Here is a 19,362-nt window from a genome sequence, read left to right on the forward strand (position 1 = left end):
ATTGGCGGTTGTAGCCCCAGGGGTTTAACGTTAAAGTAGCCCGGTTATAATGCTGTGTGCTATCGGGTGTTTTTGCCGATAAGCCCATGGCGTCTTTCCATATATACAATGTAAGGTGGCATCATGCGCTTATTACACACCATGTTACGCGTGGGCAATTTAGAACGTTCAATTGAGTTTTACACGCAAGTTTTAGGGATGAAGGAGCTGCGCCGAGCAGATAATGAAGAATACCGCTATACCTTGGCCTTTGTAGGCTATGGTGAAGAGAAAGATCATACCGTGCTTGAACTGACTTATAACTGGGATCAGGATAGCTACGAGCTGGGCACGGCCTATGGCCATATCGCCATCGAGTATGATGATATATACAAGGCGTGCGACGATATTCGCGCTGCAGGTGGAGTAATTAGCCGTGAGCCAGGCCCGGTAAAAGGCGGCACCACTGAAATCGCTTTTGTGAAGGACCCAGATGGCTATGCCATCGAGCTTATTCAGAAAAAAGAATACACCAGCTTTTAACTGTGAAACGGCGGCTAACTACTTTAGGTTGCGCCGCCGCTATTAACAACCACTTGCCTAACAAGGCCAGCAAGGCCTGACTCTCGATAATTATGTTTAACCCGCTCTATCTGCACCAAAGCGCCAGGCTGTAAGGATATCGGCTGCAATCACCCGAGATTTGATAAGACGCGCTCAGAGATGCGCTATCCAGCTTTAAAGTCGTGACTATACCCAGGTATAACTTGCCTTCGCCTTCTTTTAGAGATTTAGCGTTATTGGGATAGTGATTTAAAAGCCAAGATCTTTGTCAAGACATGGCAAAGCCGAAACGCAACTGTGCTAAAAAAAGTTAACTGAAGTTATTGAGCAGGAAAGGAGTGTATCGATTGTATCTATAAATATCAGAGCTGAACGCTGATGATTTTAAAAAGTTGGATATAACCGGATAAGAACAAGAAGAAAGTGGCGTCCCCTAGGGGATTCGAACCCCTGTTACCGCCGTGAAAGGGCGGTGTCCTAGGCCTCTAGACGAAGGGGACACAAAGTGTGTCACTAGGACTGGTTATTTAAACTCTTACCATGCGAGTTATCGAACACACCTAAACATGAATATATTCAGCCTAAAATAGGATGATGTGCGTCGAACAAAGGATTTGGTGGAGCTAGGCGGGATCGAACCGCCGACCTCTTGCATGCCATGCAAGCGCTCTCCCAGCTGAGCTATAGCCCCAAAACCTGATACTGACAAATCAGTAAAGTGGCGTCCCCTAGGGGATTCGAACCCCTGTTACCGCCGTGAAAGGGCGGTGTCCTAGGCCTCTAGACGAAGGGGACACAAAGTGTGTCACTAGGACTGGTTATTTAAACTCTTACCATACGAGCAAAGTGGCGTCCCCTAGGGGATTCGAACCCCTGTTACCGCCGTGAAAGGGCGGTGTCCTAGGCCTCTAGACGAAGGGGACACAAAGTGTGTCACTAGGACTGGTTATTTAAACTCTTACCATACGAGTAAAGTGGCGTCCCCTAGGGGATTCGAACCCCTGTGACCGCCGTGAAAGGGCGGTGTCCTAGGCCTCTAGACGAAGGGGACACAAAGTGTGTCACTAGGACTGGTTATTTAAACTCTTACCATACGAGTAAAGTGGCGTCCCCTAGGGGATTCGAACCCCTGTGACCGCCGTGAAAGGGCGGTGTCCTAGGCCTCTAGACGAAGGGGACAAAAATTTGCATATCGAAGCACTGCTTCGATGAATTTTTGTAAGTGCGACTGCTGAGCCAGCGAGGCTAAGCGGCCTAATTACAAAAAAACATGCTTTTTGTCACTAGGACTGGTTATTTAGACTCTTACCATACGAGTTAAACACTTAGACATTCGAAGTCTAGCCCGACGCGCGGGCAGCGTGTACACTGCAGATTTTGGTGGAGCTAGGCGGGATCGAACCGCCGACCTCTTGCATGCCATGCAAGCGCTCTCCCAGCTGAGCTATAGCCCCAAACCTGAGTGCAAAAAGGGCAAACTTGACGCTGCCATCTCGCTTAGTGCGGGGCGCATTCTATGCAGCCACCAAAACAAAGTCAACATTTTTTAGGTAACTTTTTATCGACCGCGGCAATTTTAAACAAAGCGCATAAAGCTTGTGCAAGATACTGGTATTTGTGGTTTTTTATTAATCAAAAAGCCCTATTTAGGCCATAGCCCAGAGCGCAAACGTAGCCTTCTTTTGCAGCACAGAAACTTGTTTAAAGGCTATAGGCACAGATTGAGCAGCGCCATAGGCCACATGCAAGGGCATTAAATGCTCTTCGCTGGGGTGACAATCTCGTGCCCCAGGAACACTTTGCCAATTAATCAGGTGTTGCGCCCTCTCCTGCTTAGATAATGGCGTATTTAAAACCTGCTCCAGCCAATTCTCGAACTCAAGGTTGCTCTTAATAGCTTCCTTATTATCGGCCAATCGAAATGCTGCCATATTATGAAAGGAAAATCCGGAGCCTAAAACAAGGACATTATCCAAGTGTGTAATCGTCTTTGCTATACGCTCACCCATTTGTAGGTGGAGCTCGGGGTTATAATCGCGCTGCAGAGAGATTTGCACACAAGGAATATCCGCCTCTGGGTACATTATGGCCAAGGGCACAAAAACACCATGATCTAGACCTCGCTCGGTTTCCTCTATTACTGGCACTCCTAGCCCTTGCAAACCTGACAGCAACTCTTTTGCCAACTGAGGAGCGCCCGAAACGGGATATTTAATATTGTAGGCCTGTTCTGGGAATCCATAATAGTCATACAATAAGGGGGGCTGAGCCTGGGTGTTCACTTTTATCTCCGTCGTATCCCAATGGGCGCTGATCACAACAATTGCAGCAGGTTTGGGAATTAAGGACGCAAACTCCTCTAAGGTTTCAACCATCTCCTTATGACCTTCATGACCCAAAAGTGGAAGCGGTCCACCGCCGTGAGAAATAAACGCACTGTAGTTCATAGATAATTCTTCATCTTGTGTATACGTAATACGAGCATTGTCATTAGATGCAAAGCCGAATACCAGGCGCTGAGCGCACAACTAATGTTCAACCGCGCACCGACGGCCCATTTATAATGGGTAAAATTGATTAAATAGCCCACGCATTGGCTATAAATGCCTCACCTAAAACAAAATGTATCATTCAAGTGTTGACAGTCTTTTCTCTCTATCTATAATAGCGCCCCACAACAACGCGGCTAATTCGTTTAGCAAGCAATGTTGTTACCAGATGTGGGTTGTTAGCTCAGTTGGGAGAGCATCGCCCTTACAAGGCGAGGGTCACTGGTTCAAGTCCAGTACAACCCACCACTTTAAAGTGACACATCTGAAAATTCTATATGGGTTGTTAGCTCAGTTGGGAGAGCATCGCCCTTACAAGGCGAGGGTCACTGGTTCAAGTCCAGTACAACCCACCATCATTTAGATGGCGTTAAGGAAAGTCGATGCTGGCATCGCACTATTATCCTTAGCAAGGCAAGGTTTATTGGTTAAATCCAGTACAACCCACCATATAGAATTTAAAAAGACCCGGGTTGTTAGCTCAGTTGGGAGAGCATCGCCCTTACAAGGCGAGGGTCACTGGTTCAAGTCCAGTACAACCCACCATCATCTTGATGGAGTTAAGGAAAATACGATGCTCAGCATCGCACTATTATCCTTAGCAAGGCGAGGTTTATTGGTTAAGTCCAGTATAACTAAGCATCATTTTAAAGTGACACATCTGATATTTCTATATGGGTTGTTAGCTCAGTTGGGAGAGCATCGCCCTTACAAGGCGAGGGTCACTGGTTCAAGTCCAGTACAACCCACCATCTATTGATGGAGTTAAGGAAAATACGATGCTTTGCATCGCACTATTATCCTTAGCAAGGCGAGGTTTATTGGTAAAGTCCAGTACAACCCACCATATAGAAATCGCAAAAAATTACGTTTTGGGTTGTTAGCTCAGTTGGGAGAGCATCGCCCTTACAAGGCGAGGGTCACTGGTTCAAGTCCAGTACAACCCACCATCATCTTGATGGAGTTAAGGAAAACGATGCTTGCATCGCATTATTATCCTTAGCAAGGCGAGGTTTATTGGTAAAATCCAGTACAACCCACCATCTACTAAAACGTAATCCTAATGCGGGTTGTTAGCTCAGTTGGGAGAGCATCGCCCTTACAAGGCGAGGGTCACTGGTTCAAGTCCAGTACAACCCACCATCTACTTCAAAACTATCTTTCCTGATGCTCTAGCATCGCGCTCTTACGCTCAGCAAGGCGAGGGTCACTGGTTCAAGTCCAGTACAACCCACCATCTACTTCAAAACTATCTTTCCTGATGCTCTAGCGTCGCGCTCTTACGCTCAGCAAGTCGAAGTTCACTGGTTCAAGCCAGTACAACCAACAATCTACTTCAAAACTATCTTTCCTGATGCTCTAGCATCGCGCTCTTACGCTCAGCAAGTCGAAGTTCACTAGTTCAAGCCAGTACAACCAACAATCTACTTCAAGATACTTTTCTCGATGAAACCTGCTCGCTTACCTGGGATCTGCTTAGCCAGTTAGAAATTAAGTTCAACAGATATAAACAGGCACAGAGCTACCTCAGTACAGCCGCTGGCAATGTGCGTCAAAGCCTGTATATTGATGCCTTAAATCAATAACAAACGAACCCAAAATGAATAAACTAACAGCCCTGGCTCTTGGTGTATCACTGGCTTTGGCCGGTTGCCAAGACGCCCCTGCCCCACAACAAGAAAAACAAACACAGGCAGTCTCTGTGGCACCAACCTCGCAGCAAATAGCCAAGGTAGTAGATGCCTATACTCAGCGCTTTATCGACCACCAGAGCGCGCTGGCGACATCCTTAAAATTGCCGAGCGAGCAATATGGTCCTTACGCCAGCAAGTTACCGGATTATTCAGTGGCCGGTATGCAACGCCTGCAACAAGATATGCGCAATGCCGCTGAGCAGTTGGCTGATTTGCAACACTCGGCATTGGCACCAAAAGATGCCTTACACCTTAAGGTCAATCAGGTGATCGCCAACTACTATGCTGGCGATGCCGATTTTGCCGCTGGTTATATCGACACCTGGGGTGGTCACCTCCCCTATGTGGTCAATCAGCTTTCCGGGCCCTTAATCGACCTACCAAATCTGTTAAAAGACCAGCATGAGATAGACTCAGAGCAAGACGCCAAAGACTACCTAGCCCGCCTTAATGCCTTTAGTGACGTGGTGAAGCAAGTGCAAGAAAAGGTCAATGCCGATGCCAAGCTGGGTGTCATTTTACCTAAGGCTTTATTCCCCAACGCTTTGGGTTACTTGGAAAACTTCACCTCAGAAGCGCCGGGCAAGCATTCCTTGGTCAGTTCAATGAAAACCAAGTTGGATCAGCTTGAAGGTCTAAGCAAACAACAGGTTACTGAGTATGTGCAACAAGCCGAGGAAATAGTTCGCAGCAAAATTTACCCCGCTTTTGCAAGCATCTACAAAGACATGCAGCGCCTACAAGAGCAAGCACCTGAGCAGGTAGGTATCTGGGCGCAACCCAATGGTGAGGCCTTCTACCAACATGAAATCACTTATTTGGGCGACTCCGACCTCAGTGCCGAACAAATCCACCAGCTGGGCTTGGATGAAGTTAAACGCATTAGCGAGCGTATGGACGAGATTTTAAAGGCAAATGGCTATAGCGAAGGCAGCGTCAACGAGCGCATGCAGCAGCTTAACGCTGAGCCGCGCTTTTTATATGCAGACAGTGATGCAGGTCGCGCCGAGCTATTGGCCTTCCTGCGCGAAGAAATCGTCACCATAAATCAAAAAGCACCGGACTACTTCTCAACCCTGCCGCCGCAAAAGGTCGAGGTGCGTCGTATTCCAGTGGCTGTGGAAGCGGGCTCGGCCGGTGGTTACTACAATGGTCCGTCGCTCGATGGCTCACGCCCTGGAGTCTTCTATATCAATCTTAAAGATATGGCTGCGGTACCCAGCTTTGGCATGAAGACCCTGACCTACCATGAAGCCGTGCCTGGGCATCACTTCCAAATCGCTTTAAATATGTTGCAGCAAGACATAGGCCTAATGCGCCAAAACGCCTCTTTCAATGCCTATGTTGAAGGCTGGGCTCTGTATTCCGAGCTGGTTGCCTATGAAATGGGCATGTATGAGAACGATCCTTTCGGCGATCTTGGTCGTTTGCAGGCGGAAGTTTATCGCGCCGCGCGCTTGGTGGTAGATACAGGTTTGCATTATAAGAAATGGACTCGTCAGCAAGCCATAGATTACTTTGCTGCGGCCACCGGCAGCCCCATGAGTGATGTGGTGCCCGCCATTGACCGCTATATTGCCTGGCCGGGCCAAGCTCTGGGTTATAAACTGGGTATGCTAAAACTGGTTGAGCTTCGCGAGCGCGCACAGAAAGCGCTTGGTGACAAGTTTGATATCAAGGCCTTCCATGATGTTATCTTGCTCTCCGGTGCCCGCCCTATGGCGATCGTCGAGCAGGATGTCGATGCCTGGATAGCCGTACAGAAGTAACACCAAGGGCCCAACAGGGCCCTTTGCTTTACTAATCTTCGCCCTTCACTAGGGCGACGGCATTAATACAATACCGCAGATGCGATGGCGGCGGACCATCGGGAAAAACATGTCCCAAATGGGCATCGCAGACATTACAGATGGTTTCTATGCGCTGCATGCCATGACTGCCATCAGCAATATAAGCGATAGCATTGGCACTGGCAGGTTGGGTGAACGAGGGCCAGCCGCTGCCGCTGTCAAACTTCTCGGACGCATCAAACAAAAGGTTATCGCAACACACGCAGTGATAGCGCCCAGGCTCAAACAAGGTGCAGGACTCACTGCTAAAAGGACGTTCTGTGCCTTTTTTACGGGTCACGTAAAACGCTTCTTCGCTTAGTTGTTCACGCCACTGCTGCTCGGTTTTTTCCACGCGATAAGGAGGCTCGGGGTTGCCCTTCGCGCTCATCATAAGAATATTTTGCCAGTTCAGCATAGTCACTCCAAAATTTGGCTAGTCGGCAAGGCACTTTGACACACCTGCGCGGCTCGGGTCTAGCTCTTAGAGCCTAAACGGGCTTAATACTTAGACCCCGGCTACGGGTTAAAACTGAGATTAGCGGATATAAGCCTTACCCAAACGAATAAGCGCCTGAATGCGATTATCTTCGCGCAGGTCCTTATGATACACAAACCACAGGCTGCTATCGTTATGTGGTTCGATACAATCAAGACGCCTTAGATGGGGGCATTGTCTGGCCTTGCTGTCATCTATGGGGCCAATCCCCAGGCCATTTTCTACCGCAAACTGAATATCCAACAGATTATTGCTCTGGTAACAAATATTGTTCTCGTCAATTGCTTCCAACACCTGCTTAACAAAGGCTAAATTTCTCTTACGCCCGCCAGGCATCACCCAATGATGTTGGCTAAATTCACTTTCGCAGCTCGGTGCATTGTGCAGCTGAAAATAGTGCTCGGAGTAATAATAAGAGAAATTCAGGTCGCTGACCTTTAAGGCCACAAGATCGGCCTGTGTCGGCATGGCTCCGGCGCGAATAGACACATGCGCCCTGCCCTCTGCCAACGGCACTATCTCATCGCTGACATCGACAAGAATTTTGAGTTCACGGTACTGCTCTTGCGCCTGCACCAATATCGGATGCAAGAATGAGGAATATTCCGGCAAGGTAGTGATCTTTAGCGTACCTTTAACCTGATCAGAGGTAGCGAAAAGTTGCGATGGCAACTGGTTGAAGCGGCTCTCAATTTCGGGAAAGGTTTCCAATAATCGGGTGCCCGCCTCGGTAATTTGATAACCACGCTGATTGCGAAAAAACAATTTACAGCCTAGGTCTTTTTCCAGCCGGTTAATTTTTCGCAATACCGTGGTGTAATTAATGCCTTCGAATTCCGCGGCTTTCGCCAAAGAGCCGGTAGCGGCAACACGATATGCGACTTTTACATCGTCCCAATTAAACTCTTTCACGCTAAAAAATCCAATGCTTTCCGAATTAGAAGTTTACCTTTGCTTAAATGCCTGTTCGCTATGCATTTTTGCAGAATCATTATGCGCATTTAAGCATTAATTTACCTAAGGATAAAGGATAGCATCCCCCCGATAACAAAATTGCTACAAACAAGCGCAAGTGTAACTCGTGTTTATCGGAGGGAATATGAAACCTAATATTGCAATTATCGGCGGTGGAATTGCCGGTTTGGCTTTCGCTATTTACTACAAAAAACTCGGAGGACGGGTCGATATTTACGAACGCAGCCCGCTTTCAGGACGCGAAGGTTTAGGTTTTATCATGCTTGAAAATGGCGTTAAGGCCATGGCCCAACTAGGTTTGGATGAACAAGCCGCCAAGGTGGGTTATCCGGTTGAGTTATGTAATATCGTCGATGATGAAGGCAATCTGCTGATCGAAGAAACCTTAAAAGGAAGCTACGGGGTAACCCGCAAGGCGTTTTTGGACGTACTGCTAAATGAAATCCCAGCGGAATGGCTGCATTTCGATCATCAGTTTTCGCATTTTGAATGGCATCAAGACGGCAGCGCCAAGCTGGCTTGTTTTACCAATGGTGAGAAAATTGCGGCCGATTACTTCCTCGGCTGTGATGGCGGCCGCTCTGCGGTGCGCGCTCAGATCTTCCCAGAAGCAAAACGCTCCGACATCAAGGTGAAAGAGCTGGTTTCCATCGTCAATAGCCCAGAGCTGGTTCAACTACTCGAAAATAAGTTCGTTAAGTACAAACACCTGGACGGTGGTCTGGCGGTTGGTATGGTTCCCGCCGACGAGCAAAGCGTGGTTTGGTTTGTACAGTACGACTGCGAACGTTTCGATATTCTTGACGTCAGTGATAGCGGGAAGCAGCACTTCGCCGAACGCCTAGTGGGCCAGTGGCCTGACCCGATAAAGGCGCTGATTAAATTAACCGACTTTTCCCAATCCCATATTTGGAATACCTGTTACCTGCTGCCGCTGGAGCGCTTCCACAAACACAATGTGGTGCTGCTAGGTGATGCCGCCCATGCCCTGCTGCCCTTTACCAGCCAAGGCGTAAACTCAGCCATTGAAGATGCCATCGAACTGGCAAAGATTTTTGAGTCAAGCGTCGCTGGTTTTGATGTCACCGCACTGGAGCACTTCTCCGTGATGCGCAACAGCGTTGTTGCCAACTATCTGAACCAGGGGCTAGCCTTGCAGCAGGAGTTTTTAGCGCCGCATCATCACGAACAAAAAATCCCATTCGCTTTTTAAATTGGAGTTAAATTGATGACCACCTCATTATTTGCACATGACCAGGTGCCCTTGGAGACCTTGCGAACTCGGGCTTACAACTTTCGCTGGGCGGAAACCGATGCCGATATCATTCCCCTAACCGCCGCCGATCCGGACTTTGCGGTAGCAAAGGAAATTCGCCAGGCAATTGCCGATTACGCTCAAAGCGGTGTGTTCTCTTATGGACCGCACCTGGGGTTGCCCGAATTTAAAAACGAATTAGCCAATGCCCTAGCAATGCGCAAAGACTACCGCCTTAACCCGGAATTGATCTTGCCCATAGACAGCGCCGCCAGTGGCATGTATGCAACAGCGCGTTTTTGTCTGGAACCAGGTGATGAAGCCATTATTTTTGACCCGGTTGACTTCCTCTTCGAACAGTCAGTGCTGGCTGCCGGTGGTAAGGTGATCCGTTGTCCATACGATAAAGACACAGGTCGTTTTAAACTTGAATTGCTACCAGAGCTTGTGAGCGAGAAAACCCGTCTTATCGGTGTGTGTAACCCACATAACCCGCTAGGCAAAATTATTCCTTTGGAAGATCTAAAGACCATAGCCGAGTTTGCCAACCAGCACATGCTGTGGATCATGAACGATGAGATTTGGTCGGATATCATCTACCCGGAAAAACAGTTTACCAGCTTCCATCACCTGGCTCCTGAGCTGTGTGAGCGCGTGATCACCGTCTATGGTTTCTCTAAAGCCTTTGGTCTAGCCGGTCTGCGTGTTGGTGCCGTAATTTCACCAAACGCCGAAGTACATCAAAAAATTGTCGACGCCGCATATGTGATGACTACCGCCGGCGGAGTATCGACCATTTCGCAAGTGGCCGCTACCACGGCACTGACAAGCTGTTGGTATTGGGTGGATGCCTTTATTGAGCACCTAACGGCTCTTCGCGACCACGCGGTGCAAAGATTAAATGCCATAGAAGGTGTGAGCTGTCAGGCCCCAGAAGCCACCTATTTATTATTTGCCGATATTTCCGCAACCGGCCTGGAAGCGGAAGAGCTGGTTGAGCACCTGCGCAATTACAAGGTTGCCGTGGTGCCGGGCAATGAACGCTTCTTTGGCCCCGGAGCAAAAGGTCATATACGTATTTGCTTTGCCACCAGCATGGACATCTTAGATCAGGGCTTGGATCGTATCGAGGCAGGGATTAACGCATTAAGGAATGAAAAATAATGGAATGTGATGCAGATATTGGCTGTGTAATGCCGAATTATGACACCAAAAAAGACATAGAGACCAAGGCAACGCAGACGGAGCAAGTGCATCTTGTCTTCGTCACCGACCCTATTTGTTCTCACTGCTGGGCCTTAGAGCCGGTTTGGCGCCGCCTCAAGTTAAACTACCAGGTTAACGAGCGCTATATTCACGGTGGTCTGTTGCCGGGCTGGGAAAACTTTGGCGATCCAGGTAATGGTATCGCCAAGCCCACGGATGTAATCGGCCATTGGCAACAGGTAGCCCAGCACTATCAGCAGCCCATAGACCCATCGATGTGGGCCAAGGATCCAATAAGCAACTCTTATATTCTCTGTCGAGCGGCTATTGCCGTGCGTTTATTGGCCCCCAATCTGGAATCGGCCTTTGTGCGCCTAATGCGTGAACGTATCTTTCTCTACGCCGAGAATATGGCCAAGGATGAAGCACTTTTAGAACTGGTTACCTTGATGGGCATGGATGCACAAGCATTTGCCGCCTTGCTACATTCTGAACAGGTGCTGGCGATATTTAATGCCGAGCAACAGGAAATGATGCAGCTGGGTGCCCGCGGTTTCCCATCGCTCATTTTTAACGGTGATAACGCCTTTAGACTGGCCGGCTCACAGCCGTATCAAAACCTTGAGCGTGCCTTGGTACTGATGGGTGAAGCACAGCCGAAACGCCGCCATTTAACGGTGCAGCAAAAATTGGCATCTTATCCGAGCTGGACCTTACGCGAAGCCTGTGAAGTGTTGCAGGTAAGCCCTGAGGAAGCCCGTATAGAACTGTATCAATTCGGTTTTATCGAAAGTCAGATTGCCGGTGGCAGCTTCTGGTACCAAGCAGCGCCTTAGACGCTCTCTATTTATACAAATTCTGTTAAGTATGTGATCAGAGATAGCGCTGGATAAATGATGTGAACACAAGGCGGAGTTTTTCTTATGTAGTTATTCTACATAGAAAAATTCCAACACAGTGAGCATGATATTTAGCCCGCTAGAATGATTAGCTATTTAAGTGAATTGGTATTTATGTGCGGGCATTAGGTGAATACTCTCCCTATTCACTTAGTGCCTATGCACATTCTCCATATTCTAGCTTTACCTTGTCAGCGGCAATAGCATCAGCAAGCACCGAGCTCATATAGGCATGCAGGCTATCTGTGGTGCCAACAACACTAAGGCGATATTCCGTCTCCTCGGCTGTAATCTCAATGCCATGCTGCCACACATGTACCGACGAAATCCTGTCTATGGGCAGGTATTGCCAAGGACCGTGGAAGTCAAAAAAGCCCGCCAGTGAACAAACCTTTAAGTACCCCTGCTCGCGTTGAACAAAACGGCTCAGAGGATTGCGGGCGATAAACCAGGGCGTCAGGCGATACAGGCAGGATGCCAGCGCGACAGAATAGGCCAGCATCAAGGTCAGGCGTACAAGTGGCCAAGGCGCAGCCAACAACAGCAAAATAGCCACAAATGGCAAAGCCACCAGGGTGAACTTGGCCAGGGATTTATCTACGGGGCGTAGCGAACTCGCGCTGAACACCCTAGTTGTCCTTACCTTTTTCATCGCTTTTCTTGCTCTCCAGCTCATCCGGCCAATCGGCAAAAAACACCCGTAAATAGCGGCTGCGCATTAAATACAGCAGGATCCAGGCCACCGCCACCGCTTGCACGGCAATATACAAGGAAAATCTATAGTACTGTTGTGAGGCCTGTAAAATAAGCCAGGCCAAATCCAGCATGGCACAGAGCACTAAGGGCCAGCGCATATGCCGCCACAGGGATTTTAACCTCAAACTGCTACCCGGACGACGCAAGGAGTACACAGTGGCTGGCAAAATGGCGATAGCAGCTATGGCCAAGGCGACAAAAAAATCCTGCTTTTGCCGATACACCAGGGCCACCAAATCAAGCTCAGGGCGTCGCGATATAGCGGCAAAGGCCCAGATAAGATAAGGGCGCAGCAAGATGATAAGCGCCAGGGTAAAGCCTATCGGGGTACGATAGGCGCCATGCTTATCCCAATATTCAGGACCATAATGTTTCACAGCTGAGACTTCCTGTCCGCTAAAACCCCCACCAGGATAAAGGCGGCGAATACGGTCAGCGGCAAATAGGTGCTGCCGAAAAACATCAGGGCCTTGGCCATAAAGGGGCTCACCCACAGGGTTAAAACTCCTAAACCAAAGGCGCTCACCAGCACAAAGGCTAAGGTGCGCAGTAAAAAGTGCTTACCGGCCACCAGCTTTTTAACGCTTTTGATCACATCCCCGGCATACAGGCCGATAATACAGACCACAAACACCAGGGCAATATCACTCAGATAAGGTGACAGCCACTGGCCAAAACGCGCTAAGCCCGACTCCAGCCAGGCGATAAAGTCATTCATGGCCTAGGCGCCGTGCTCGGCAAACAGGGCCATTAAGTCGTCTTCACTGAGTACCTCAATACCCAGCTCCTGCGCCTTGGTGAGCTTAGAGCCGGCCTTTTCTCCGGCCACCAGGGCATGGGTTTTTGCCGACACACTGCCCGCCACCTTAGCTCCTAAAGCCTGTAATCGCGCCTTGGCATCGTTGCGGTTCAGCGTATGCAAAGTACCGGTAAGCACATAGGTCAAGCCCGTAAGTGGTTGCTCACTTTCATTTTTAACTTCCAGCGCTGGCCAGTTTACGCCTTCATCAAGCAGAGCCTGAACCACCCCTTGATTCGACTCCTCGCTAAAGAAGCTGTGAATATGCTTGGCAACTATCTCACCCACATCACTGACTTCCTGAAGCTGCTCTATACTCGCCTGCATAATGGCATCCAGGCTCAGGTAATGATTGGCCAGGTTTTGCGCCGTCGCCTCACCTACCTCGCGAATGCCCAGAGAATAGATAAACTTAGCCAGGGTTGTGGTCTTGGCCGCCTCCAGGGCATTTACCAGGTTGGCTGCCGACTTAGGTCCCATACGCTCCAGGCTTTCAAAATGACCCTGACGCAACTGGAATAGCTCAGCCGGAGTATGGATCAGCTCTCGCTCAACCAGCTGCTCGACGATTTTATCCCCCAGACCATCGATATCCATGGCCTTGCGCGAGGCGAAATGTTTAATCGCTTCTTTACGCTGCGCCGCACACACCAGACCGCCGCTACAACGGGCCACCGCCTCCCCTTCAATACGCTCTACATGGGAATGGCACACGGGGCACTCGCTTGGGAAAAGGATATCTTTTGCATCTGCCGGGCGCTGCTCCAGCACCACCTGAGTGATCTGCGGGATCACATCACCGGCGCGGCGCACCACCACGGTATCGCCAATTTTCACCCCGAGACGGGCAATTTCATCGCCATTGTGTAAGGTGGCATTGGAAACCGTCACCCCACCTACGTACACAGGCGCCAGGCGTGCCACTGGGGTAATAGCCCCGGTACGACCGACCTGGAATTCCACATCCTGCAACTGAGTGATCTCTTCTTGCGCTGGGAACTTAAAGGCAATGGCCCAACGCGGCGCGCGGGCAACAAAGCCCAGCTGCTCTTGGGCGTCTTTATCGTTAACCTTGATCACCACGCCATCGATTTCATATTTCAACTCCCCGCGACGCGTAAGAATATCCTGGTAATAGGCGATGGCCTCATCGGCGCCATTGACCAACTTGGTCTCCGGGCAAAGGGGCAAGCCCCAGTCTTTCAACTGATGCAACTGCTCGAAGTGACCCCCTGCCAATTCGGCGCCGGTTACCTGGCCCATGGAATAGGCGTAAAACATCAGTGGGCGTTTGGCGGTGATCTTAGAGTCAAGCTGACGCAAACTGCCGGCGGCGGCATTGCGCGGGTTGGCAAACACCTTGCCCTCGTTTGCCTTGGCTTCCTCGTTAAGACGATGGAAGCCGGCCAAGTCCATAAATACTTCGCCGCGCACTTCTAACTCTTCGGGGAAGTCACCGCGCAGCTTCAGAGGAATATTGCGAATGGTTTTAACGTTTTCGGTAATGTTTTCACCCACCTGACCATCGCCGCGGGTCGCCGCCTGTACCAGCACGCCGTCACGATACAAGATAGATACGGCCAGACCATCGAGCTTGGGCTCACAACAAAACATCGGCTGGGTGCTTGCGGCCAGACGGTCGTTAATACGCTTATTAAAGGCATTAAACTCGTCTTCATCAAAAGCGTTGTCCAGAGACAACATGGGCACCTGGTGGGTCACCTGAGAGAATTTGCTCAGCGCCGCGCCGCCCACTTTCTGGCTTGGCGAGTCAGGGCTTTGTAAATGCGGATGCTCGGCTTCCAATGCCTGCAACTGGCGCAACAGGCGGTCATATTCAGAATCGGGAATGCTGGGGTTGTCCAACACATAGTAATTATAATTGTGCTCCTCCAGCTTGGAACGAAGCTCGGCAATCTGTTGCTCGGGGGTGAGACTCATATCTACCTCGATAAAAAAGCCACCGGGAGGTGGCTTAGTGTCAATGTGTTTCCCTGCGTGTTTAGCCTTGGCAAAGCAAGGCCGACACCTCAGGATTAAGCGTACTCGCGGACTTTTTCCACGTACTCGCGTATGCCGTTTACACTCAGCGGTTGACGTTTATGATCCAACAGCTCGGCACCGAATTCTTCGGCCAGCTTTTTCGCGGCACTGTGCAGCATATTAAAGGTGGTCATGGCCTCGCCTTCGTTTGGCAAGGTCATAAACAAACTGATACCTGCGGTGCTGAATTGCTCCATATTGTCGATATCAAAGGTACCCGGGTTGTACATGTTCACCATGCGGAAAAGTACCGGGCCCTGGCCGCTGCTTTGCTCGTGGCGATGGAAAAAGCCATCGTCGGAATATTTGAAGCCCAGTGTAAGTACTAAGGGCAATAACTTGGCGCCATGCATTTGCAGGCCCTCAGGCATATGCACATGGATAATTACAAAATCTTCTGGCTGTACTTCGGCATTTGGCTGGGGCTTCGCTGAAGGATCTGACGAAGGCTCGGCTGCAGCGTCCGTTTGCGCCTGCTCTTCGGCCTCGATGCTAAAGTCGCCCATTTTGGGCTCATCGTCCAGGGCATTAAAACTAGGCTCTTCACGCACCTCTGAGGCCACCTCTGGGGTCATAGCGGGCTCTTCGGTTTGACCTAATCCTCTCTCCTGGTCTCGCGATGCAGCCTCGGTCTTTGACGTTGACGCTACTGTAGCCGCAGGCTCACTGGCTGCTTTTTGCTCAGAGGCCGGCTTGGCTTTTGTCGCCGCGCTGCTATCAACCGACTGCGCGCGTTTACGCACCGACCATAGGCCGTGAATCAGCAAACCGCCAATAACTACCGCACTGATTAGAATTAATACCCATCTGAGATCTTCGGCCATCCCCTCACCTTTATTCTTAGTTTGTTCAATTAACTGGCTTGAGCCATTTCCATTGCTTGCTCAATATCCACTGCCACCATACGTGACACTCCAGGTTCCGCCATAGTGACGCCGGTCAGGCGCCCTGCCATTTCCATGGCTATTTTATTATGGCTTATGTACACAAATTGCACGGTTTGCGACATTTCTTCAACCAAACGGCAAAAACGACCGACATTGGCATCATCTAACGGCGCATCAACCTCGTCAAGCATACAAAATGGTGCTGGATTGAGCCTGAATATCGAAAACACCAATGATAATGCGGTCAGCGCTTTTTCTCCACCACTTAACAAATGGATTGTGGAATTTTTCTTACCGGGCGGTCTGGCCATAATCGCTACCCCACTTTCAAGCAGGTCATCGCTGGTCAATTCCAAGTAGGCCGAGCCGCCACCAAAGACCTTGGGAAACAGCTCTTGCAAGTCCATATTGATCTGCTCAAAGGTGGCCTTAAACTGGGCCTTGGTCTGGCGGTCGATTTTGGCTATGGCCGCTTCCAGCGTGTCCATCGCCTTGGTGAGATCTTCTAATTGCTCATCCAAATACTGCTTGCGCTCCTTGGCACTGGCAAACTCATCGATGGCCGCCAGGTTCACTGCGCCCAAATCGCTGATTTGCTTATCCAGGGTCGTGAGCTGCGCCTGCCAGCGTCCGGCTTGCGCATCTTGTGGCAAGGTTTCCAGCACGGCTTTTAAGCTGGTATTGAGCTCTTCTAGGGGAGCCAAGGCCTGTTGTGCCTTTAAGGTCAGGGTTTGCTCTGCCAACAGAGCCTGCTGGATCTGCTCTTGCAATTGCTCCCTTTGCTGCTCGCCCTGTGCCAGCTTATCTTTATTTCTCTGCAATTCGCTTTGCGCCTGCTCAAGACGCTGTTGTAGGGCCAATTGCTCCTCACTCAGCTGCTCTTTTTGCTCCAGCAAGTGAGCGATTTGCTCTTCCTGCAGGGCGATGGGTTCGGCCACTTCCTGCTGCTCGGCTTCAGCCTCGGCTAATTGCTCACGGGATTGCTGCAGCGAGCGTTCAATATTTTGCAGCTTGCTGCGACTTAACATCAGCTCACTTTGCAGTCGCTCTGTGCTAATTTGTGCCTCGTTCACCTGAGCTTGCAGCTCCTGAACACGCAACTGAGCCTGCTTCAATGCCTGCTGAGCTTGCTCAAACTGGCGGCGCTCTTGGAGTGAATTGTGCTCGGCCTGTTCTAAGCTTTCCTCAGCTTGCTCAATACGCGCCTGCTGTTGTTCAAGCGTCAATTGTGCCGTTTCAATTTGCTCGCTCAGGATTTGCTCTTGAGATTGCAAACGCTCAAGTTCCTGTTGCCATACCTGGGCCTGCTCTTTAAGGAGCTCCTGGCGGGTTTGCATACTGGCGTAAGATTTAGAATGCTCGTGAACTTCTTGCTTGGTCTGTTCCAGCGATACTTTAAGCGTTTCCCGCTCGCCGTTGAGCTGCTGCAACTCTTTTTCTATGGCCGGTAATTTATCCCGGCGCTGCTCTAAGGCAGTCTCTAATTCATTGAGCTGCTGGCGCTGGGCAAGCACTCCGACTTGCTCGCTGTTAGCCTGCAAATACCAGTGGCGACCATGCAGATGGGCGTTTTCATCAACCACTGCCAACCAGCTTGGGTCGTCCAACACCCGGATATCGCCCTTGGCGTCAAAGGCGATGCGATGCAACAGATCCGGGTAGTGGCCGGACTGAATAAACTGGGCGACCGAGCGATGGGGCGCTTTATCGTTTTGCGGCGTTAACCAGCTGCCACTTTTATCAGCCATCACCTGCAAATGGCGCAGTTGCATCAAGGCGGCTTCTATTATCTGCTCATAACCCTTTTGCACCTCAAGCTGGAATAAAACGCCCTTGCCCTGCTCAGCCTCTTCATCCTGTAACAGGGAGGCAATGGCATCACGTTTGGCGCCCAGCTCCTGCATTCGTCGCAGTATGCCTTGATGCTCCTCGCTGGCGAGACTCAACTCTTCATCATTGGCGTGTATGGCCTGCTCAAGTTTTAGCTGCGCACTTTTTGCCTTGGCCAGGCGCTCGGTCAACGCCTTGCTTTGCTGCTCGCTGTCGTTAACTTGCTGGGAAAGAGAGGTATCCTGATGCCTGCTCAGGGCCGCACCATTGTCTTGTGCCTGCTGCTGCAAGGCCTGCAGCTTGACGGCAGCGCCTTGGTGCTCGTGGCGGCATTGCTGCAACTGTTGCTGACTTTGAAATAAAAGCTCGCGCTGTTGATGCTGTTGCTCTTGCAACTGTGCAAACGCTTCATCAGCCTCATCACGCACCGCCTGGCATTCGAGCATGGCTTCTTGTAACTGTTCACTCAGCAGCTGCTGCTGCTCACATCGCTCCTGATGCTGGGCCACAAACTCATTTTGCTGGCACTGGGCCTCAAGGAGCTGCGCCTGTTGTTGCTGGTTTTGCGCTATGCTGGTTTGCAACTGGTGGGCCCGTTGCTTGGCATGAATTTGTTGCTGCTCCAAACGCGCCAACTGATTGTCGGTTTGAAATATTTGCTGCTGGTTATGGTTTAGCGCCGCGCTGGTATCATCCAACTGCTGTTGATAGGCGCTCAGCACGTCCTGCTCACCGCGATGAGCATCCTTAAAAAATGCCAGTTGCTCTTTTAGCTCGGCGAGTTGTTCGGACTGTTGCAGTTGTTGTTGGTGCAGTTTTTGCCATTTAAGTACCGCCAGCTCGCCCTTATAGCGGCGCTGCTGGGCTTTGAGTTCACGATAACTGCTGGCTTGCTGGGCCTGATGCTCTAGCTTATCGAGCTGACTTTGCAGCTCGGCGCGTACATCAAGCAGGCGCTCAAGATTTTCCTTGGTGTTGCGAATACGAGTTTGTGTCTCGCGGCGACGCTCCTTGTATTTGGACACGCCGGCGGCTTCTTCGATAAAGACCCTGAGTTCCAGTGGCTTACTTTCGATCAGCCGGGAGATCATGCCCTGTTCGATAATGGCATAGCTACGCGGCCCAAGGCCGGTGCCTAAGAAGATATCGGTAATATCGCGTTTGCGGCACTTACTGCCATTGAGGTAATAAAGGGACTGGCCGTCGCGGGTCACCACGCGCTTAATAGCCACCTGATTTCGCGCCGCCAGTGTGCCGGGTAAGCGCCCGAGGGTGTTATCAAACACCAGCTCCACCGAGGCTTGGGAAACAGGTTTACGGGTTGCTGCACCATTAAAAATAACGTCCGTCATAGCATCGCCACGGAGGTTTTTGGCCGAGCTTTCACCGAGCACCCAGCGTACCGCATCAATAACGTTAGATTTGCCACAGCCATTTGGCCCCACCACACAGGTCATGGGGTCGGGAAATGGGATCTTGGTGGCATCAACGAAGGACTTAAAACCCGCCAGTTTTATGCTGCTTAAGCGCATTACGCCTCATTATTCTAGTTGTTATTCTAGTTATTATTGGTTGCAACATCTGCCTTAGCGCTAGGC

Annotated in this window: 14 protein-coding genes and 13 tRNA genes; 11 read left to right on the forward strand and 16 right to left on the reverse strand. The window is 50.4% G+C overall.

What is annotated here, in order from left to right; genetic code table 11:
- Positions 1–123 precede the first annotated feature (123 nt).
- Complete coding sequence (gene gloA / locus C2M17_RS09885) at positions 124–522, forward strand: lactoylglutathione lyase (protein WP_105190388.1); 399 nt, start codon at positions 124–126, stop codon at positions 520–522.
- A 445-nt stretch (positions 523–967) separates the two neighbouring features.
- On the opposite strand, the gene C2M17_RS09890 is transcribed toward gloA, so the two are convergent.
- The 8 genes from C2M17_RS09890 to C2M17_RS09925 form a co-directional block, all read right to left on the reverse strand.
- A tRNA-Glu gene (locus tag C2M17_RS09890) sits at positions 968–1,043 on the reverse strand.
- A 115-nt stretch (positions 1,044–1,158) separates the two neighbouring features.
- Positions 1,159–1,234 (reverse strand) — tRNA-Ala (locus tag C2M17_RS09895).
- Positions 1,235–1,262: 28 nt separating this feature from the next.
- Positions 1,263–1,338 (reverse strand) — tRNA-Glu (locus C2M17_RS09900).
- 52 nt (positions 1,339–1,390) lie between these two features.
- A tRNA-Glu gene (locus tag C2M17_RS09905) sits at positions 1,391–1,466 on the reverse strand.
- 52 nt (positions 1,467–1,518) lie between these two features.
- A tRNA-Glu gene (locus tag C2M17_RS09910) sits at positions 1,519–1,594 on the reverse strand.
- 52 nt (positions 1,595–1,646) lie between these two features.
- A tRNA-Glu gene (locus tag C2M17_RS09915) sits at positions 1,647–1,722 on the reverse strand.
- A 199-nt stretch (positions 1,723–1,921) separates the two neighbouring features.
- Positions 1,922–1,997, reverse strand: a tRNA-Ala gene (locus C2M17_RS09920).
- 192 nt (positions 1,998–2,189) lie between these two features.
- Positions 2,190–2,990 (reverse strand): DODA-type extradiol aromatic ring-opening family dioxygenase, encoded by an 801-nt coding sequence (locus C2M17_RS09925; protein WP_105200626.1) that lies wholly within the window; start codon positions 2,988–2,990, stop codon positions 2,190–2,192.
- 275 nt (positions 2,991–3,265) lie between these two features.
- Between C2M17_RS09925 and C2M17_RS09930 the strand changes: the two genes are divergently transcribed.
- The 7 genes from C2M17_RS09930 (at position 3,266) to C2M17_RS09960 (ending at position 6,555) form a co-directional block, all read left to right on the forward strand.
- Positions 3,266–3,341: transfer RNA gene (locus C2M17_RS09930), tRNA-Val, on the forward strand.
- A gap of 31 nt (positions 3,342–3,372) precedes the next feature.
- Positions 3,373–3,448: transfer RNA gene (locus C2M17_RS09935), tRNA-Val, on the forward strand.
- A gap of 114 nt (positions 3,449–3,562) precedes the next feature.
- A tRNA-Val gene (locus C2M17_RS09940) sits at positions 3,563–3,638 on the forward strand.
- A gap of 130 nt (positions 3,639–3,768) precedes the next feature.
- Positions 3,769–3,844: transfer RNA gene (locus C2M17_RS09945), tRNA-Val, on the forward strand.
- A 122-nt stretch (positions 3,845–3,966) separates the two neighbouring features.
- Positions 3,967–4,042, forward strand: a tRNA-Val gene (locus C2M17_RS09950).
- Between the two features lie 117 nt (positions 4,043–4,159).
- Positions 4,160–4,235: transfer RNA gene (locus C2M17_RS09955), tRNA-Val, on the forward strand.
- Between the two features lie 457 nt (positions 4,236–4,692).
- Positions 4,693–6,555: a DUF885 domain-containing protein gene (locus C2M17_RS09960; protein WP_105200627.1), complete on the forward strand. Its 1,863-nt coding sequence runs from the start codon at positions 4,693–4,695 to the stop codon at positions 6,553–6,555.
- Between the two features lie 31 nt (positions 6,556–6,586).
- Here C2M17_RS09960 and msrB read toward each other — a convergent pair whose 3' ends face one another.
- Both msrB and C2M17_RS09970 read right to left on the reverse strand, forming a co-directional pair.
- Positions 6,587–7,033, reverse strand: a complete 447-nt coding sequence (gene msrB, locus C2M17_RS09965; protein ID WP_105200628.1) for a peptide-methionine (R)-S-oxide reductase MsrB — start codon at positions 7,031–7,033, stop codon at positions 6,587–6,589.
- A gap of 120 nt (positions 7,034–7,153) precedes the next feature.
- Positions 7,154–8,026 (reverse strand): LysR family transcriptional regulator, encoded by an 873-nt coding sequence (locus tag C2M17_RS09970; RefSeq protein WP_105200629.1) that lies wholly within the window; start codon positions 8,024–8,026, stop codon positions 7,154–7,156.
- A 187-nt stretch (positions 8,027–8,213) separates the two neighbouring features.
- Between C2M17_RS09970 and C2M17_RS09975 the strand changes: the two genes are divergently transcribed.
- From C2M17_RS09975 to C2M17_RS09985, 3 genes are read left to right on the forward strand one after another with little or no spacing between them, the layout of a single operon-like run.
- A complete protein-coding gene (locus C2M17_RS09975) occupies positions 8,214–9,302 on the forward strand; it encodes an FAD-dependent oxidoreductase (protein ID WP_105200630.1) in 1,089 nt (362 codons plus the stop codon).
- Between the two features lie 15 nt (positions 9,303–9,317).
- The gene (locus C2M17_RS09980; RefSeq protein WP_105200631.1) at positions 9,318–10,508 is read left to right on the forward strand and encodes a pyridoxal phosphate-dependent aminotransferase; all 1,191 of its coding nucleotides are present in this window, start codon (positions 9,318–9,320) and stop codon (positions 10,506–10,508) included.
- A complete protein-coding gene (locus C2M17_RS09985) occupies positions 10,508–11,386 on the forward strand; it encodes a DsbA family protein (protein ID WP_105200632.1) in 879 nt (292 codons plus the stop codon). The genes C2M17_RS09980 and C2M17_RS09985 overlap by 1 nt, the downstream gene beginning before the upstream one ends.
- Before the next feature lie 220 nt (positions 11,387–11,606).
- Here the strand turns inward: C2M17_RS09985 and C2M17_RS09990 are convergent, their stop codons facing one another.
- The 6 genes from C2M17_RS09990 to C2M17_RS10015 form a co-directional block, all read right to left on the reverse strand.
- Positions 11,607–12,077, reverse strand: coding sequence for a hypothetical protein (locus C2M17_RS09990; RefSeq protein WP_105200633.1), 471 nt, complete (start codon positions 12,075–12,077; stop codon positions 11,607–11,609).
- A gap of 1 nt (position 12,078) precedes the next feature.
- Positions 12,079–12,582, reverse strand: a complete 504-nt coding sequence (locus tag C2M17_RS09995) for a DUF2919 domain-containing protein (RefSeq protein ID WP_105200634.1) — start codon at positions 12,580–12,582, stop codon at positions 12,079–12,081.
- Complete coding sequence (locus C2M17_RS10000; RefSeq protein WP_105200635.1) at positions 12,579–12,923, reverse strand: DUF3392 domain-containing protein; 345 nt, start codon at positions 12,921–12,923, stop codon at positions 12,579–12,581. The genes C2M17_RS09995 and C2M17_RS10000 overlap by 4 nt, the downstream gene beginning before the upstream one ends.
- A gap of 3 nt (positions 12,924–12,926) precedes the next feature.
- Positions 12,927–14,945: an NAD-dependent DNA ligase LigA gene (gene ligA / locus C2M17_RS10005; RefSeq protein ID WP_105200636.1), complete on the reverse strand. Its 2,019-nt coding sequence runs from the start codon at positions 14,943–14,945 to the stop codon at positions 12,927–12,929.
- Between the two features lie 95 nt (positions 14,946–15,040).
- Positions 15,041–15,871 (reverse strand): cell division protein ZipA, encoded by an 831-nt coding sequence (zipA, locus tag C2M17_RS10010; protein WP_105200637.1) that lies wholly within the window; start codon positions 15,869–15,871, stop codon positions 15,041–15,043.
- Between the two features lie 29 nt (positions 15,872–15,900).
- The gene (locus tag C2M17_RS10015; protein ID WP_105200638.1) at positions 15,901–19,296 is read right to left on the reverse strand and encodes a chromosome segregation SMC family protein; all 3,396 of its coding nucleotides are present in this window, start codon (positions 19,294–19,296) and stop codon (positions 15,901–15,903) included.
- Positions 19,297–19,362: the final 66 nt, after the last annotated feature.

It is taken from the genome of Pseudoalteromonas sp. T1lg10 (genome assembly GCF_002964545.1).
In the GTDB taxonomy this organism is placed as follows: domain Bacteria; phylum Pseudomonadota; class Gammaproteobacteria; order Enterobacterales; family Alteromonadaceae; genus Pseudoalteromonas.